The 16,053-nt window shown below is 40.4% G+C and carries 15 protein-coding genes; 13 read left to right on the forward strand and 2 right to left on the reverse strand.

What is annotated here, in order from left to right:
- The 4 genes from nikC to AKG34_RS08560 are packed head-to-tail and all read left to right on the forward strand — an operon-like array spanning position 1 to position 2,817.
- Entirely contained in the window at positions 1-831 is an 831-nt protein-coding gene (nikC, locus tag AKG34_RS08545; protein ID WP_053345688.1) for a nickel transporter permease, read from the forward strand.
- Positions 832-846: 15 nt separating this feature from the next.
- On the forward strand, positions 847-1,818 hold the full coding sequence (locus AKG34_RS08550) for an ABC transporter ATP-binding protein (RefSeq protein ID WP_053345689.1): 972 nt from the start codon (positions 847-849) through the stop codon (positions 1,816-1,818).
- Between the two features lie 19 nt (positions 1,819-1,837).
- On the forward strand, positions 1,838-2,632 hold the full coding sequence (gene nikE / locus AKG34_RS08555) for a nickel import ATP-binding protein NikE (RefSeq protein ID WP_053345690.1): 795 nt from the start codon (positions 1,838-1,840) through the stop codon (positions 2,630-2,632).
- Positions 2,632-2,817, forward strand: a complete 186-nt coding sequence (locus AKG34_RS08560) for a hypothetical protein (RefSeq protein ID WP_053345691.1) — start codon at positions 2,632-2,634, stop codon at positions 2,815-2,817. The genes nikE and AKG34_RS08560 overlap by 1 nt, the downstream gene beginning before the upstream one ends.
- A gap of 442 nt (positions 2,818-3,259) precedes the next feature.
- On the opposite strand, the gene AKG34_RS08565 is transcribed toward AKG34_RS08560, so the two are convergent.
- Positions 3,260-4,627 (reverse strand): beta-propeller fold lactonase family protein, encoded by a 1,368-nt coding sequence (locus AKG34_RS08565; protein ID WP_083450720.1) that lies wholly within the window; start codon positions 4,625-4,627, stop codon positions 3,260-3,262.
- An 826-nt stretch (positions 4,628-5,453) separates the two neighbouring features.
- Between AKG34_RS08565 and AKG34_RS08570 the strand changes: the two genes are divergently transcribed.
- The 3 genes from AKG34_RS08570 to tatC all read left to right on the forward strand — a co-directional run bounded on the left by AKG34_RS08570 (position 5,454) and on the right by tatC (position 8,452).
- Positions 5,454-7,202: an alkaline phosphatase PhoD gene (locus AKG34_RS08570; protein ID WP_053345692.1), complete on the forward strand. Its 1,749-nt coding sequence runs from the start codon at positions 5,454-5,456 to the stop codon at positions 7,200-7,202.
- Between the two features lie 84 nt (positions 7,203-7,286).
- On the forward strand, positions 7,287-7,499 hold the full coding sequence (locus AKG34_RS08575) for a twin-arginine translocase TatA/TatE family subunit (RefSeq protein ID WP_053345693.1): 213 nt from the start codon (positions 7,287-7,289) through the stop codon (positions 7,497-7,499).
- A gap of 218 nt (positions 7,500-7,717) precedes the next feature.
- Complete coding sequence (tatC, locus tag AKG34_RS08580) at positions 7,718-8,452, forward strand: twin-arginine translocase subunit TatC (protein ID WP_053345694.1); 735 nt, start codon at positions 7,718-7,720, stop codon at positions 8,450-8,452.
- A gap of 289 nt (positions 8,453-8,741) precedes the next feature.
- Here the strand turns inward: tatC and AKG34_RS08585 are convergent, their stop codons facing one another.
- The gene (locus AKG34_RS08585; protein WP_053345695.1) at positions 8,742-9,665 is read right to left on the reverse strand and encodes a LysR family transcriptional regulator; all 924 of its coding nucleotides are present in this window, start codon (positions 9,663-9,665) and stop codon (positions 8,742-8,744) included.
- A gap of 288 nt (positions 9,666-9,953) precedes the next feature.
- On the opposite strand from AKG34_RS08585, the gene AKG34_RS08590 reads away from it, so the two are divergent.
- The 6 genes from AKG34_RS08590 to AKG34_RS08615 all read left to right on the forward strand — a co-directional run bounded on the left by AKG34_RS08590 (position 9,954) and on the right by AKG34_RS08615 (position 15,990).
- Complete coding sequence (locus AKG34_RS08590) at positions 9,954-10,190, forward strand: hypothetical protein (RefSeq protein WP_053345696.1); 237 nt, start codon at positions 9,954-9,956, stop codon at positions 10,188-10,190.
- Positions 10,191-10,356: 166 nt separating this feature from the next.
- Positions 10,357-11,397: a phosphotriesterase family protein gene (locus AKG34_RS08595; RefSeq protein ID WP_053345697.1), complete on the forward strand. Its 1,041-nt coding sequence runs from the start codon at positions 10,357-10,359 to the stop codon at positions 11,395-11,397.
- A 20-nt stretch (positions 11,398-11,417) separates the two neighbouring features.
- Complete coding sequence (locus tag AKG34_RS08600; RefSeq protein ID WP_053345698.1) at positions 11,418-12,413, forward strand: phosphotriesterase family protein; 996 nt, start codon at positions 11,418-11,420, stop codon at positions 12,411-12,413.
- A gap of 126 nt (positions 12,414-12,539) precedes the next feature.
- Complete coding sequence (locus AKG34_RS08605; protein WP_053345699.1) at positions 12,540-13,703, forward strand: thiolase family protein; 1,164 nt, start codon at positions 12,540-12,542, stop codon at positions 13,701-13,703.
- A gap of 31 nt (positions 13,704-13,734) precedes the next feature.
- Entirely contained in the window at positions 13,735-14,115 is a 381-nt protein-coding gene (locus tag AKG34_RS08610; RefSeq protein WP_236694892.1) for a Zn-ribbon domain-containing OB-fold protein, read from the forward strand.
- A gap of 168 nt (positions 14,116-14,283) precedes the next feature.
- Positions 14,284-15,990, forward strand: coding sequence for a CocE/NonD family hydrolase (locus tag AKG34_RS08615; RefSeq protein ID WP_053345701.1), 1,707 nt, complete (start codon positions 14,284-14,286; stop codon positions 15,988-15,990).
- The last annotated feature ends 63 nt before the right edge of the window (positions 15,991-16,053 follow it).

Here is a 16,053-nt window from a genome sequence, read left to right on the forward strand (position 1 = left end):
GTGGTGCAAAACGTGAAACGAAAGCTGATGAAACATAAGCTCATGATGATCAGCATCATGATTATTTCCTTCCTGACAGTATTGGCTCTTTTTGCTCCTTTTTTGGCTCCTAATGATCCGAACTTGATTGATATCGTTCAGAAGCTGCAAGGGCCCTCCTCTCAGTTTCCATTGGGGACTGATCATTTAGGGAGATGTATTTTGTCCCGATTAATCTATGGAACACGAACCTCGTTGGGAATAGCTTTCCTTGTCATGGGATTAATGATGATTATTAGTATCCCACTTGGTATTTATGCAGGCTTTATAGGGGGGAAGGTTGATTATCTCTTCATGAGAATGTGTGACATACTCATGGCATTCCCAAGCTTTCTTCTGTCCCTTGCTTTAGTCGGAATTTTAGGACCGAGTCTTGGCAATCTGATTTTGGCGATGGTGCTTGTCCAATGGGTTTTTTATGCACGCGTCATTCGAGGTATGGTACTTAGTGTAAAGGAGCAAAACTTTGTCTTAGCAGCCAAAATATGCGGGACACCAAGGAGTATCATTATCATCAAACATATCTTACCTGCCATCATCTCTCAAGTTGTTGTATTAATCTTTATGGACATCGGAGGAGTTATTTTGGCAATTTCTGGTCTCTCTTTTCTAGGTCTTGGCATACAGCCTCCAGATGCAGAGTGGGGAATGATGATCAATGATAGTAAGCCATTTTTTAGAGAAACCCCTTCATTGATGCTGTACCCAGGGATGATGATCTTCATCGTTGTGATTGCTTTTAACTTGTTTGGCGAAGCTTTGAGGGATGCTCTAGACCTAAAAAAGGAATAGAAGGGAGGATGGAAGATGGGACAAGACCCCATTCTAACTGTAGACAATTTGAATGTTATTGTAACGACACCGTATGGAGTGACTCAAACTGTCCATGATGTCAGTTTTAAGCTGGAGGCTGGGAAAGTGTTGGGCCTTGTCGGAGAAAGTGGATCAGGGAAAACGATGACATGCATGTCTTTGTTAAAGCTTTTACCTGAAAAGGCAAAGGTGGTACAAGGGAGTATCAAGTTTAAAAATATTGATCTTTTAAATGTTTCCACAGAAGACTTAAGGAAAGTACGGGGTAGTGAGATCGCTATGATTATGCAAAACCCTATGATCGCTTTTAATCCTGTGAGGACGATAGGGCGGCATTTTATTGAAACACTTAGAACTCATTTGCCCATAACGAAGCGGCAAGCGCGGAAAATGGCTGTGGAGTATTTAGAAAAAACGGACCTGCCTAATCCAGAGAATGTCTTGAAGCAATATCCGTTTCAGCTAAGCGGCGGGATGCTGCAACGGGTTATGATTGCGATTACCATGTCATTAAGTCCATCTATCATCATTGCTGATGAGCCGACGACTGCACTTGATTCGACAAACCAACTCCAGGTTTTGAAACAGTTGGATAAGTTAAGGGAAGAATACAATACATGCATTTTATTAGTATCACATGATCTAGGGGTGATTGCTCAGTTAGCTGACGAAGTAGCTGTGATGTATGGCGGCTATATCGTTGAGAAAGCACCAGTGTTGAAGTTGCTAAATCACCCAATGCACCCGTATACCAAAGTCTTGTTGGAATCCAGACTTGGATTAACAAGAAGAAAGATAAAGGTTGAAAAACGTGAAAGCGTTTCGCGCCCCAATTTAATAAATAGTGAAAAAACATGCCCTTTTTTAGAACGATGTGAGGACGCAGATTATACATGTTCAAGTTATAATCTTGAATTTAAAGAGTATGAAAAAGACCATCTAGTACGATGTGTAAAATCAAGATAAAGAGTTAGGTGGATGAAGAGTGAGCTTGCTTGAATTGAAAGGAATAAAGAAAACATACTTGTTGGGGAACCCTGTTTTTGGGAAGCGTAAATCTGTTGAAGCCATTAAGAGCATCTCTCTAACTATGGAAGAAGGAGTATGTTTAGGCCTCGTTGGAGAAAGTGGATCTGGAAAGAGTACCCTGGGCAAAATTATTCTGGGACTGGAAAAGCCGGATCAGGGAGAGGTATGGTTTCAGGGGAAGAGCCTTTATTGTTTAAAAGCAAAAGAATTAAAGGAGTTACGGCGAAATCTGCAAGTTGTCTTTCAAGATTGTTATAGCGCTGTTAACCCAAGACTAACGGTAGGGGAGATCATTGCTGAGCCGTTAAGAAATTACGAAAGGCTCACGTCTGTTCAAGAGAAAAAGAAAGTACAGGAGCTTTTGGAGATCGTTGGGTTATGCCCGGAAGATATTCGAAAATACCCATATCAGTTCAGTGGAGGACAGCTACAAAGAATCAATATCGCAAGAGCGATTGCCTTAAAGCCAAAGTTAATTGTTCTCGATGAGGCTGTAAGTGCTTTAGATGTTCTTGTTCAAGTACAAATATTAAATCTTTTGGCACAATTAAAAGAAGAGTTTCAACTTTCATATCTCTTTATTTCCCATGATTTACAGGCAGTCAATTACATCGCAGACCGTCTAGCGGTAATGTACAATGGTGAGGTTGTTGAATGGTTAGATGATTTGGAACAACTAGAACGATTAAAACATCCTGTTTCTAAAAAGTTATTGTCTTCTGTACTGCCTCTATATCCGGGAATATTGTGATGCGGGAAATTAGGTTAGTAACGGAATATCTTAAAAATCAAGTGTTTAAGCTCCGGCGTAAAGCCATTCCATCTCTTATACTGGTATTTCTATATGGGATTCCGTTCTCCGTTGTTTTTATCTATAATGTAAGTGCCGATTTATTCTTTAATGGGGTCAAAAGTGAAAAACGCGATAGCGTATAATATCTGTGTTTTGTCGTCAGAATCTATCACCATCAAGTTAAAATTTTATGAAGATTTTAAACCAGTACCTTATTCGAATAAAACAAAGCCACCTATCATTAGAAGGTGGCTTGAATTTTTTTAGAGTTTTCTCCAAGAATAGGAAACCACTATTAACATTCTTTATTCAAAAACAACAGCTTATTCGGTTTGGTATAACGGTACTTCATTAAAAACGTTCAGCAATATACTGTTTAGCTTTTTTCAGTCTTTATAAAAGGGGTCTCGGCAGTTTTTTGCGGAAAACATGCGCTAATCAAATTCTAGAATAAAAAAGTGACATTTATTATACTTTATGACCATTTTTTATGAAACAAAACTATTTTTCTTTTATTTTTCATCTGCTCAAATATGAACGGTTTTATTGAGATATTTCTAACTATATGTGCAGAACTAAACGTAATTATTCCTCAAAAACCTTTTTGCCTAAAACAAACCAGACATTATTGACGCCTTGTCCATTTATATCACCGGCCTGCTTATCTTTCACAAAGTAATAAAGTGGATGCCCTTTATAAGTTGTTTGCTTTTGCCCGTCATCTCTTATGATAGTATTAAACTCTTTTTTGTTGAAACCTTTAGCGGAGATAATGTTATCTGCATGGAAAGGTGGCCAAATTTCACTACATTGACCTTTGCAATTACTGACGCTAGAATCATCTTTTGTGAAATAATAAAGGGTCATTCCTTCTTGGTCTGCTAAATATGTCCCTACTTTGTCTGATCTTAGCCTTTTAAGCTTGTACTTTTTTGACTCATCCTGAATTATATCCGTGATGGAGAAGGTCTTAACATTCACACGTGCAATAGAGAGATCCCGATTTAATACATAAGCCCGGTCCCCGTCGTGGCTAAAGACAATTGCTTGTCTTGGTTCATTGAAACCGTCAATTGTTTTAACTACCCGGTGATCAGCGACATTGATTACGTCAATCGTATTGTCAGCTTTATTGCTTGCATAAAGGAGCTTGTTATCAGGCGAAAGAGAAGCACCATATGGTTCACTACCCACTTTGATTTCACTCTTTATATTGCCGTCAAGTGTATCAACTGCGGAAATGCTGTTACGTCCGCTGTTCGCGGCATACAATGTACCTCCATCAGCAGTGATCGAAATTCCGCGAATCATAGAGAAACCTGATATTTCACGAATGATTTTCTGTGTTGCGGCATCAACGATGGATACTTTATCTCCTTGAAAGTTCGTGACAAAGATGTATTTTCCATCTGGAGAGACTTTTATGCCTTGTCTTGGTTGGGCGAAACCGGTAATGACGGCCATCGGTTTTCGTTTTTCCAAATCCACGACAGTGACAGAATTGTGTGCTTGATTGTTCACATACAATATCTTTCCATCAGGGCTGACAGCAGTCCCGAATGCACCTGGACCAACGACGACTTCATCTTTCAAGGTGAAGTTTTTTGTGCTGTAAAAACGAAGCGTACCGAGCGTGCTGTCTGAGACGACAAACTCGGAGCCGCCATCAATAAACACGATGTTTCTCGGAGAACCAAAGCCGTCGATCTTTTTGCGCAGCTTGCCTTTTGTAAGATCATAGACTAGGACGGATTGTTCACGGCTATCTGAGACAACTGCTATTTGCTCATCTGGACTTACGGCAAGGGAATTGTTGGTGATGTGGGTGTCAAAGCCTGTCTCTGACACTGGAATTTTACTTTTAGTAGAAGAAGCACCAATTACATTTGGTAGAATAACCACAGAAAGTAAGGCTATAATCCATACACTTATAAACTTCATTTTTTTCAACATTTCTTCACCCCGTGAAATTATTTTATTGATAAATGTTAAAATACGATTTTTTAAGCCTTAAGCGAGATTGATAAGCAGGAGAATTAAATACATGTCAATATGCAGCAGATTCTTAACCACCTTCCTTCGAAATTTTTAATCGAGCTGTAATTTTGCTCCCTTTACTATAAATAAACGTATAGAGGAGGATATTGGTTTGATTATTATTAAAAATTTATGATTCATGTGTAGAGTGAATTGTATTGGACCCAGTTTAATTGCGATTTTGATATGTTGATAGACTCTTTCAGGAAACGGTAGCTTCTACACTTATCTGAAAAGGGAAAATAAAGTCACGTACATTTGACCTAAAAATGATATGTGAGTCTGCAATTCTGGCCATGGACTTAAGTTAATGTCATTAAGCGAAATAAAGAAAAAGCAGAAAGCCCAGATTTTGTCGTTTGGGGTGCGAAAATGATTTGCAGATCGAGGGGAATAAAACTTCAACGACGACAGTATCCTTCGGTTTTTGAGATACGATTATCACATAATATGAAGTATTAATAGATGCAACCTAATCGAGCTTAAACCTATTTATTTGTAACGATTAAATAAAGGATTTATAAAGAAAATTAGGAAAAAAGACTGTCAACTTATCTAGGATATTATGGGAATTAATTAATGAATGGTTAAGGTCATATTGTTTTTTTGTTTATAGGATTCCAAAGTCCTGTATCTAAATACCTGATTGGGAAATTAGTGATTTACATTCCTTAATATGTCTTTTAAAAAGTCCCCCTATACTAAAACCAGATTCAAAGAATTATATAGGAGGGAAAGATCAATGAAGAATGAAAAAGCTATGGATGAATTGATAAAAAATTGGAGCGAAGAAAGCTTAGGCAAAAATATGGACCGCCGGAACTTTATCCAGGGAGCGAGTAAGCTTGCCGGACTTTCATTGGGTCTTGCCCTTGCGCAATCAATGGGAGGAATTGAGGTAAATGCTGCCCCAAAATTCAGCGATTATCCATTTACTCTTGGTGTATCGTCTGGTGATCCACTCTCAGATAGTGTTGTTTTATGGACAAGGTTGGCTCCAGATCCGTTGAATGGCGGCGGAATGCCTAATGAAGCTGTTTCAGTTAAATGGGAAATTGCAAAGGATGAGCATTTTAGAAAAATTGTAAAGAATGGCAAGGAAATAGCCAGGCCAGAACTGGGTCACTCTGTCCATGTGGAAGTAAGCGGGTTAAAACCGGACAAGGTTTATTTTTACCGTTTTAAAAGTGGAGGGGAAGTAAGCCAGACAGGGAAAACGAAAACACTTCCGTTATTAGGTTCCAGTGTTTCTAGTCTGACATTCGCTTTTGTTTCATGCCAACAATTTGAACATGGCTATTATACAGCTTATAAACATTTGGCAAAAGAAGATCTTGATCTTGTCTTTCACCTTGGCGATTACATATATGAGTACGGTCCAAATGAATATGTCTCATCTACGGGTAATGTCCGTGTCCATAACAGTCCGGAGATTATTACACTTGAGGACTATCGAAACAGATACGCTCAATACCGTTCTGATATACATTTAAAAGCAGCGCATGCTGCATTCCCATGGGTCGTGACATGGGATGACCATGAAGTTGAAAACAACTATGCAAATGTAATTCCGGAAAAGGGACAATCAGTGGAGGCATTTATCAAACGCAGGGCAGCTGCTTATCAGGCATACTACGAGCATATGCCTCTTCGTAAATCGTCATTGCCAAAGGGGGCTGATATGCGTTTATACCGGAATTTCTCATATGGCGATCTGGCTTCTTTCTTTGTACTTGATTCACGTCAATACCGTGATGATCAGGCAAACGGCGATGGAAGCTCACCGCAAACGCCAGAGTCTCTTGATCCGAAGCGGTCATTACTCGGACCAGAGCAGGAGCAGTGGCTAACTGAGAATCTTTCGAATTCAAAAACAAAGTGGAATGTGCTTCCTCAGCAGATATTCTTTGCACAGCGGAATTATGGAACACCTACTGCTCCAAAATATAGCATGGATTCTTGGGATGGTTATCCGGCTGCACGCGACCGTTTGATAGATGTAGTAAAAAGCAAAAACATTGAAAATCTGGTCGTATTGACAGGTGATGTACATGCTAGCTGGGCTTCCAATTTAAAAACTGATTTCAATGATCCAAACTCAAAGACTTTCGGTGTGGAATTTGTCGGTACATCCATCACATCTGGTGGAAACGGGGCAGACAAACGAGCAGATACTGACAAAATATTAAGCCAAAATCCACATATTAAATTCTTCAATGATTACCGTGGGTACGTCCGATGCAAGGTAACACCAGAGCAATGGAGGGCGGATTACCGTGTGGTTCCATTCGTAACAGAACCAGGGGCAGATATTTCAACAAGAGCATCCTTTGTTTTTGATAAGGATCAAGCTGGACTCAGAAAAGTATCATCAGCCATCGTTGCTGAAGGTGTCCAAAAAACTAATGAAGTCGAAGAAGATCGTACGCGCGCCCATAATCGTGCACATGAAAAACAAAGGATGAACAAGCGGGGGAAAGTCACTAATTAATAGTTATCCAGAGTGATACTTGAAGGTTAATAATAGTTAATATATATAAAATGGAAAAGTATCTAAAAAGGAGTGGGTCTGAGAATGCTTTCAAATATCGGAATTCCTGGGTTGGTCATCGTGCTCGTTATTGCTCTAATCATTTTTGGACCCTCCAAGCTTCCGGAAATCGGTCGGGCTTTTGGACGCACTTTATCAGAATTCAAAGGTGCAACCAAAGGATTAGTATCTGATTCAGATAAAGAGGAAGAAAAAGAGAGTAAGTCTGAAGTGACAGCTGTTAAAAAAGAGGGATAAATAGGAATGATGAGATAGCGGGCGGGGAGACTCGTCTGCTTCTTTGTATGTCAATATTGTAATAGTTGTTGCCAACAAGTTCAAAAGAAATTCAGTCTAGACGGAGCTTAAATAGTATTTCCGCGTTTTTTTTCTTCAAGCTATATTATTGAAATACTTGCCACCACTCGGGGGGCTATTGGTTTGTACGCAAAGTGACCAAAAAAGGAGGAGCAAATATGGAAAGCAAGGATTCGCACGTTATTGAGCATATGGAGGAACTCCGAAGCAGAATTATAAAAACTCTGATAGGTTTTGTTGCTTTCTTCATATTGAGTTTCATATTCGTAAAGGATATATATGAACTGCTTATTAAGGATTTAGAAGGAAAACTTGCAGTTCTCGGTCCAAGTGAGATCCTGTGGGTCTATATGATTATCGCTGCTGTATGTGCAATAGCTGCTACTATTCCGCTAGCTGCATTTCAGGTATGGCGCTTTGTAGCACCTGCATTGAAACCCGAGGAGAGGAAGGTTACATTTCGTTTTATCCCTGGCTTATTCATCTTATTTATCATAGGAATCTCTTTTGGATATTTTGTGTTATTTCCTATTGTTTTAGGGTTTCTGACTTCACTTTCCGCTGGGCAGTTCGAGATGATGTTTACTGCGGAAAAATATTTTCGGTTTATGATTAACTTGATTTTACCATTCGGTATTTTATTTGAAATGCCGCTTGTGGTCATGTTCCTAACAAGATTAGGAATATTAAATCCTACAAGGCTGAAAAAGTCACGTAAGGTTTCTTATTTTGCCCTGGTTATCGTATCAATCCTGATTACGCCCCCGGATTTAATTTCGGACATTTTGGTCATTGTCCCTTTACTTGTTCTTTATGAAGTTAGTGTACAGCTGTCGAATATTGTTTATCGAAAAAGGCTTTTAAGAGAGCAAGCAGCATTTCCTATCACATGAAAGGGAAATTCAGTACTTCCATAATTGAATGGATTATCTTATTCCCATAGTCTCTTAAACCAGCAGGGGAATTCCTAGCTTCTTAGGAAACAGAAGCTAAATCAGAACCTGTTGGTGCAGGTGGCTTGGGCATGCCTAATATGGAGGAATGGGCAGCATAATGTAAGGCTATTAAGCCATGCATCGGAGAAATAGTTAAGACTAAATCTCCCCGGTTTTTCACTTATTTTGTCAAGTTGTCATGTTAATAATTTATATCAATAGCAAAAACCACTTCCTATCATTATCATTAGGGAGTGGTTTTTTTGTAGGGATCAACTATTTGTTGTGAGTGCATCAACTCTAGTTCTTCAATAAATAAAGATAAAGTAGGATTCTTATTTATTTTCTTCCAAGAAGCCAAAACATCAAATTTAAGATTGTCTCCTTCAATGTCAATAAAACGAAGTGTAGGAGGAGCGTATAGCTGTAGATATTTCGGAAGAATGGTAATGCCGATATCTGAATCTACCATCATGTACACTGCTTCAATCCGTGAAGCTGTGCTAACCAAGTTTGGAGAGAAACCATGATTGGCACATACAGCCAGCAATAAATCAAAACCTGGAGGAGCTTCATGCCTGTCCAGCATGACAAAAGGTTCATGGGCTAATTCCGAAATGTTGATACTCGTTCTATTCGCAAGGGGGTGGTCTTGATTTAGGATAATAGAATGGGATTGAGGCCATAAAGTTTTGTATTCCAGTCCACCAATACTTTGTAATCCAAGTGAAAGTGTGAAAGCTATGTCTAGTTCATCGGATTTTAATTTCTCAATCATTTGCCCAACTTGATAATAGCTCAACCTTATTTTTACATTTGGGTGTTTGCGTCTGAATTTTCGAATCAAAAGGGGCAAAAATTCTCTCACGGGTACGCTCAATAAGCCTATATTAAGTGTCCCAATTAACCCTTCCTCAGCTTGCTGGACATTTTCAATCGACTCTTCAAGTTTCTTTATGATCTCCTTTGCATCTTTCAAAAAAACAGCTCCAGCGTTGGTCAATTGAACGGAATGTTTATCTCGAAGGAAAAGTTTTACACCTAATTTTTTTTCTAAAAGGGCGATCTGTTGACTTACAGCAGGTTGTGCTACAAACAATTCCTTTGATGCTACCGTGAAATTTAAGTGTTCAGCAACTGCAATAAAATAACGCAATGGACGAATGTCCATCCCCAATCTCCCCCTGTACTGCTTGAAAATTTATAAGATTATGAATTTATTATAATAGGAATCTGAAAAATAAACAAACGTTATAAGGAAAAGGTTATTACCATGATTATTTTTTGGTATTTCCAAAAATAAGAAGTTTTATATATATTTTAGTTATGGACGAACAAGACGAAAGCTCGATACCTGAGTATGAAGTGGGAGTAAACACGAAACGAGCAATAAGGCATTCATGGATGCTAGCTTACTTTCCTGAAGATACCCAGAGTGAAGTATGGGAGAAAAATCTTGATGCCACGATTGCTTCTTTTTTTGCTCCGTTTCCAAATTCAAAAAACATGGAAAACCGTTGTGCAAAGGGGAACCGGAAGCATTACATTTTTACTTAAAAATGTATACGTTTCCAAACATCGAACAGTTGAAGCTGTTTTATCGGAAAAGAAAGCGATTACACTGAAAAATGACATTCTGGGGAAGGAAAGGCAGTTCACCCCCTCACTTTTTCAAGAGAGAGGTTTTAAATTTTAGTAGAGGAATGCTAAAGGGAATTTGTTGAGTAAACGGGGTTTTAGTAGTGTACCCGATTGTGTCATAAAAATACCAACGGGTATGTTTAAGTGATTCTCTATTCAACTAAATCACCGCCTTCGACACCTCTAAGGTGAAGAACTATTAAATGATAGGAGGTTTTACAATGCTAGATAATTTACAAGAAAAAAGTTCAGGCGTTGTACGTACTGTTCTTGGACTAGTGCCTGCTCAAGAACTAGGTGTTGTGCTCATTCATGAATCACTTCTTTCTGTGATGCCTGGTGCGGAGTATGCACCAGAGATCGATATGGATAGAAGTAAGATATTTGAGGAATTAAAGCATGAGCTTACTGAATTTCGTAGACTTGGTGGAAAAACAATTGTAGATCGTAGCGGTATGTTCCACGGTCGTGACGTAAAGCTTTATGAAACTCTTTCTAGAACAACAGGTATACATATCGTAGCGTCAACAGGTTTAGGACCTGAGCCGATGTTAAGTGGATACTTTGTTACACCACAAAAGAATCCGCCTACACCATGGTCAGCAGAACAATTTGCTGATTTGTTCGCCAAAGAGGTGACAGAAGGAATCGTTGTACCACGTATTGAACGTTCAAGTTCAGCAGGATTAGTGACGTCAATCGCAAGTCAAAGTGGTATTACAGAAAAAGAAATTAATCTTTTCCGTGGATCTGCACAAGCAGCTCTCGCAACAGGAGTACCTGTATCGGTTCAATACGGCGCGGATGCTGTAAATGATCTAGAAATTTTATTAGGTGAAGGCATTGCACCAAACCGTGTCATCATCGGAGGGCTTGACCGTCTAGATGCTGTCCGCCGCAAAGAAGCATTCGCTGTTGCGCGTCATGGTGCTATGGTGGCATTAGACCATGTTGGTTGGGCTACAAACGAAGGCTACGTGAACGATGAAGAACGTGCAAAGTTAATTTTAGCGTTATTTAAAGAAGGTTTTGGTGATTGTGTCCTAATTTCAACAAATGCAATTGGCGTTGCAAAAGGTCATGATGCAAAAGAGCTTGGTTTCGATTACTTACTAACAAAATTTGTTCCAACCCTACGTAGAGTAGGTGTAACTGATGAACAAATTCGCATTTTATTAGAAGAAAACCCACAACGTGTATTTACTGTTGATGCTTCAGCAGCTACAGAAAAAGAATCTGTTTTGGTAACAGAGCAAAACTAAACGTGAGGAGTGAATAAAGGATGGGTAAGGTAAATACGGTTTTAGGGCCAATCGCGACTGAAGACTTAGGGATTACGGCAATGCACGAGCATGTTGGGTTCGGTCTACCTGGATGTGACCTAGATACACAATGGTGGAAAAAACCTGAAGAAGCGTTTGATGTTACAGTACAAAAGTTACGTCGCTTCCGTGAATACGGCGGTAAAACATTCGTAGACTGTACAGGGATTGGAAACGGACGCGATGTCGAATATTTCCAAGTGCTTTCACGAAAAACAGGGGTCAATATTATTGCTGTTACAGGCTTTGTAGCAGGTGACTCAGCTCTACCATATTTCCGTAACAAACCAGTCGAATATCTTACGGATTTATTCATCCATGAAATTACAGTTGGTATTGACGGTACGAGCGCAAAAGCTGGCGCTATTAAAGTAGGGGTAAGTCGCGGTGGTAAACTAAGCGAACTTGATAAACGCATTTACCGTGCAGCTGCACGTGCAGCATTACAAACGGGTGTCCCAATTATTACACATTTATGCGTAGATGCTGAATCTGCAATTGCAATCTTCGATGAAGAAGGCTTACCACTTGATCGCGTACTTATGGGGCATGCTGATGATGGCGGATATCTCGATGAAGACCGTGATACGATGATTGCAGAATTAGGTGGATGGGTAGGCTTCGATACAATTGGCTATGACAGTGAGATGGAAGGTTCACCATATTGGTCACGTCCTCGTCAAGATCGTGTTGAGCATTTCCTTCGTTTCCTTGATAAAGGTTTTGTTGACCGTGCACTTATTTCAGCTGATGCCAACTGCTGTGCTCTTGGCTGGCCAGGATTAAAAGGACATTCAGTAAACTACCTGTTTGAAGAATTCTTACCAGATCTTCGTAAAGCGGGTGTTGGTGAAGAAGTATTTGAACAACTTTTAGTAAACAATCCTGCGAAAATCCTAACTATGCAAAAACCTCGTTCCTTCGTGAAAACGGTAGTGTTAACACAAAAGGCCTAAGAAGGGCAGTTTCTGCTTCTGATTCTAGAAGCCTACACCCACTTTCATTACTCGCTTTGATCTGTGAAAAGTGACGAGATATGATTTCGGAAAATAGTTGAACAACATAGCGGGAGGATAACGAATATGAGTATTAAAGGATTGGCCTATATTGCAGGGGCGTTCGAGCACCCACTGCGTAAGGCACCGAATAAATCCGTTGCTGCTTTACATGCAGAATGTGCGAAAGGTGCATTAGAAGATGCTGGACTAGCATTTGCAGATGTAGACGGATATTTTTGTGCCGGTGACGCTCCGGGTGGTGTGCTGTCTATGGTCGATTATTTAGGTCTCAATGTACGCCATGTAGATGGTACAGACACTGGCGGTTCATCGTACATTGCCCATGTTTCCCATGCTGCACATGCAATCGCAGCTGGCAAATGTAATGTTGCATTAATTACAATGGCGGGTCGTCCACGTTCAGAGGGCAGAAGTGGTGTCAAACAGAAGATCGTTGGTGCAAATGTTCCAGATACACCGTTTGAACTTCCTTTTGGACCGACTGCTGTCAATGAGTACGCGATGGCTACAATGCGTCATATGCATGAATATGGCACGACGAGTGAACAATTAGCATGGGTCAAAGTCGCAGCTTCACATCATGCCAGGCATAATTCAAACGCTATGCTGCGTGATTTAGTGACGGTTCAGGACGTACTTGAGTCCCCTATAATTGCTGATCCATTACATAAACTGGATTGCTGTGTAGTAAGTGACGGTGGCGGTGCTTTAGTTGTCGTAAAACCCGAGATTGCCAAAAGTCTGAAGCGTCCACTTGTCCGAGTGATGGGTTGTGGCGAAGCACCTAAAGGATTACTTGGCGGCAAAACGGATCTTACGTATACAGGCGCTATTTGGTCAGGGCCTAGAGCCTTTGAGGAGGCTGGGGTTACACCTCAAGATATTAAGTATGCGTCCATTTATGATAGCTTCACAATTACGGTGTTAATGCAGCTTGAAGACTTAGGTTTTTGTGAAAAAGGCGAGGGTGGAAAATTCGTCGCTGATGGGAACCTGATTTCAGGAGTGGGTAAGCTCCCAATCAATACGGATGGTGGCGGGTTAAATAACAATCACCCAGCAAGCCGAGGTGGCATCATTAAAGTGATAGAGGCTGTCCGTCAGCTACGTGGCGAAGCACACCCGCAAGTGCAGGTGAAAAATTGTGACATTGCGTTAGCTCATGGTACTGGTGGCGGACTAGCAAGCCGTCACGGTAGTGCAACACTGATCATGGAGAGGGTGTAGTAGAATGGGAACTCAATATCAAGATAGAACGATGGCGATCCCTGAGATTCATCCAGAACACAAGGAATATTGGGATGCTGCTGCAGAAGGAAAGCTTCTGATAAAGCAGTGCGATTCTTGTGGTGAGTATCATTATTATCCACGTGTGTTATGCCCGTATTGTATGACCGAGAAAACGACATGGAAAGAAGCAAATGGCACTGGTAGTATCTACACTTATAGTGTGATGCGACGAGGAGTGTCATATGCCATCGCCTTCGTTGAGCTCGATGAAGGTCCAAAAATGATGACAAATATCGTCGATTGTGACCTAGATACGGTGCATATCAATCAAAAGGTAAAAGTGGTATTCAAGCAAAGTGGCGATGAAGATAATCCAGGTTCTTTTGTACCGTGCTTCACACCTGCCTGAGGATTTTAATGAATAGGCTTTGCTACTTCGCTTTATTAGAACATAGGCGGATGTAATGAATAATAAAAAATCTGATTATTGTGAACGTTGTCAATTTCCTATTGATTGAACTGTCACTATACAGATTCAAAACATACTTAGAAAGACTAAGAGGAGGAGCGAATTTAAATGATTATCACTAAGGACGTACGCATTAAAATGTGTGACGGCGTGCATATCGCTGCAGATATTTACCGTCCTGAAGGCACAGTAAAAGTACCAGCATTACTTGCTCTTAGCCCATACGGTAAAGAACTACAAGCGCAAGCGCTAACATTACCTCCACAAGCACGTCCAAGTCATCTATGGAACGGAGCGATTGAAGCAGGTGACATTCGTGAAGTCGTATCACGAGGTTATGCTCATATTATCGCAGACATACGTGGTACAGGTGGTTCTGAAGGTCAAATGTGCGGTAACTATAATTCTGGTGGTCATGGAGATGGAAAAGATATCTATGACATCGTGGAATGGATGGCTGAGCAAGATTGGTGTGACGGAAATATCGGGATGATCGGTATTTCATACTTTGCATCTGTTCAAATTTTAGGTGCAGCGGAGCAACCACCACACTTAAAAGCAATCTTTGCGAACGGTGGTCACTTCGATCTGTACGAGCTTTGTTATCACGGCGGTATCATGTGGTTAATGCCACGTGCTTCTCGTGAAGGACGCGGCGGCGATAGTGGTAATGCATTCAATAACGTTGCAAGTAAGAGCTCGAAAGTATTTACTCCAGAAGAGCTTAAAGAAAAAACGCAAGAACGCTTAAACGATCCAGATATCGCACATTGGTCAGATTTCGTTCACCTTTTACATTATCAAGATCGGCACGAATTGTGGATAGATTACTTATTAAATCCACTTGATGGCCCATTCTGGCAAAAAAATAGCGCATTAGAAGTAGCCCATAAAGTAGAAATCCCAACTTACTTCCAAGCAAAATGGGGTCGCGGTTGGAACGTTGAAGGCACAATCGAATGCTTCCACAAAGTATCAGGCATTAAAAAGCTTGATGTCCAAGCGCTTCCACCAATGTTAGAGCGTCCATTCCATGAAAGCCATGATGAAATGTTCCGCTGGTATGATTACTGGTTAAAAGGTATTGACAATGGCATTATGGACGAACCAACAGTGCAGTTCTCTGTAGAAGGTTCTTACAAATGGCGAAAAGAGGATCACTGGCCATTGCCATATGAAGAAAAGAAAGAGTTCTACTTACGTCCTCGCCATAAAATTAGCGAGAAACCGGAGCCATTAACATCTGAATATGCACATCCAGATGGCTTCTACCAAGCGCCATTAACAGTAACAACAACATCCGAAACGATTAAATGGACGAGTGATAAATTCCTAGAGCCTGCAGAAATGACAGGTACAGGGGCATTATATATCCATGTAGAAATCGATACAGATGATACAAACTTCATTGCGAAGCTTTATGAGGTAGATCCAGGTGGCAAACGTACGTTAATGACATCAGGTTATTTAAAAGCATCTCATCGGGAACTAAATGAAGAAAAATCAACATACGGTGAGCCTTGGCATCCACACAACCGTGTGGTACCAGTACCACCTGGTGAAATTATCGAGTATGCGATTCGGTTATATCCATTCTCATTCTTAATTAAACCAGGACATCGTATTGAACTAGAGCTTGCATGTAACGAACCACTTGATGGAGAAGATGCAAAATTATTACCACCAGATAGCTACCACTTACCGTGTGGACGTGCGACAGCGCACAAAATCTATCGAGATGCAGAGCACCCATCGCGTTTAGTATTACCGGTAATTCCTAAAGAATTCGACGTTACAAACAAATTAACGAAATAATGGTGTGCTGAATTGGCTGTATCTCCTGCTAAAGAACATCCACAGCACCTCTTCTTAAATAGA

The sequence above is a fragment of the Peribacillus butanolivorans genome (assembly GCF_001273755.1).
Taxonomy (GTDB): domain Bacteria; phylum Bacillota; class Bacilli; order Bacillales; family DSM-1321; genus Peribacillus; species Peribacillus butanolivorans.

Coding starts and splice junctions, on each gene's coding strand:
- AKG34_RS08550 (WP_053345689.1), top strand. CDS start 847: ATGGGACAAGACCCCATTCTAACTGTAGACAATTTGAATGTTATTGTA.
- AKG34_RS08560 (WP_053345691.1), top strand. CDS start 2,632: ATGCGGGAAATTAGGTTAGTAACGGAATATCTTAAAAATCAAGTGTTT.
- AKG34_RS08565 (WP_083450720.1), bottom strand. CDS start 4,627: ATGTTGAAAAAAATGAAGTTTATAAGTGTATGGATTATAGCCTTACTT.
- AKG34_RS08570 (WP_053345692.1), top strand. CDS start 5,454: ATGAAGAATGAAAAAGCTATGGATGAATTGATAAAAAATTGGAGCGAA.
- AKG34_RS08575 (WP_053345693.1), top strand. CDS start 7,287: ATGCTTTCAAATATCGGAATTCCTGGGTTGGTCATCGTGCTCGTTATT.
- tatC (WP_053345694.1), top strand. CDS start 7,718: ATGGAAAGCAAGGATTCGCACGTTATTGAGCATATGGAGGAACTCCGA.
- AKG34_RS08585 (WP_053345695.1), bottom strand. CDS start 9,665: ATGGACATTCGTCCATTGCGTTATTTTATTGCAGTTGCTGAACACTTA.
- AKG34_RS08590 (WP_053345696.1), top strand. CDS start 9,954: ATGCCACGATTGCTTCTTTTTTTGCTCCGTTTCCAAATTCAAAAAACA.
- AKG34_RS08595 (WP_053345697.1), top strand. CDS start 10,357: ATGCTAGATAATTTACAAGAAAAAAGTTCAGGCGTTGTACGTACTGTT.
- AKG34_RS08600 (WP_053345698.1), top strand. CDS start 11,418: ATGGGTAAGGTAAATACGGTTTTAGGGCCAATCGCGACTGAAGACTTA.
- AKG34_RS08605 (WP_053345699.1), top strand. CDS start 12,540: ATGAGTATTAAAGGATTGGCCTATATTGCAGGGGCGTTCGAGCACCCA.
- AKG34_RS08610 (WP_236694892.1), top strand. CDS start 13,735: ATGGCGATCCCTGAGATTCATCCAGAACACAAGGAATATTGGGATGCT.
- AKG34_RS08615 (WP_053345701.1), top strand. CDS start 14,284: ATGATTATCACTAAGGACGTACGCATTAAAATGTGTGACGGCGTGCAT.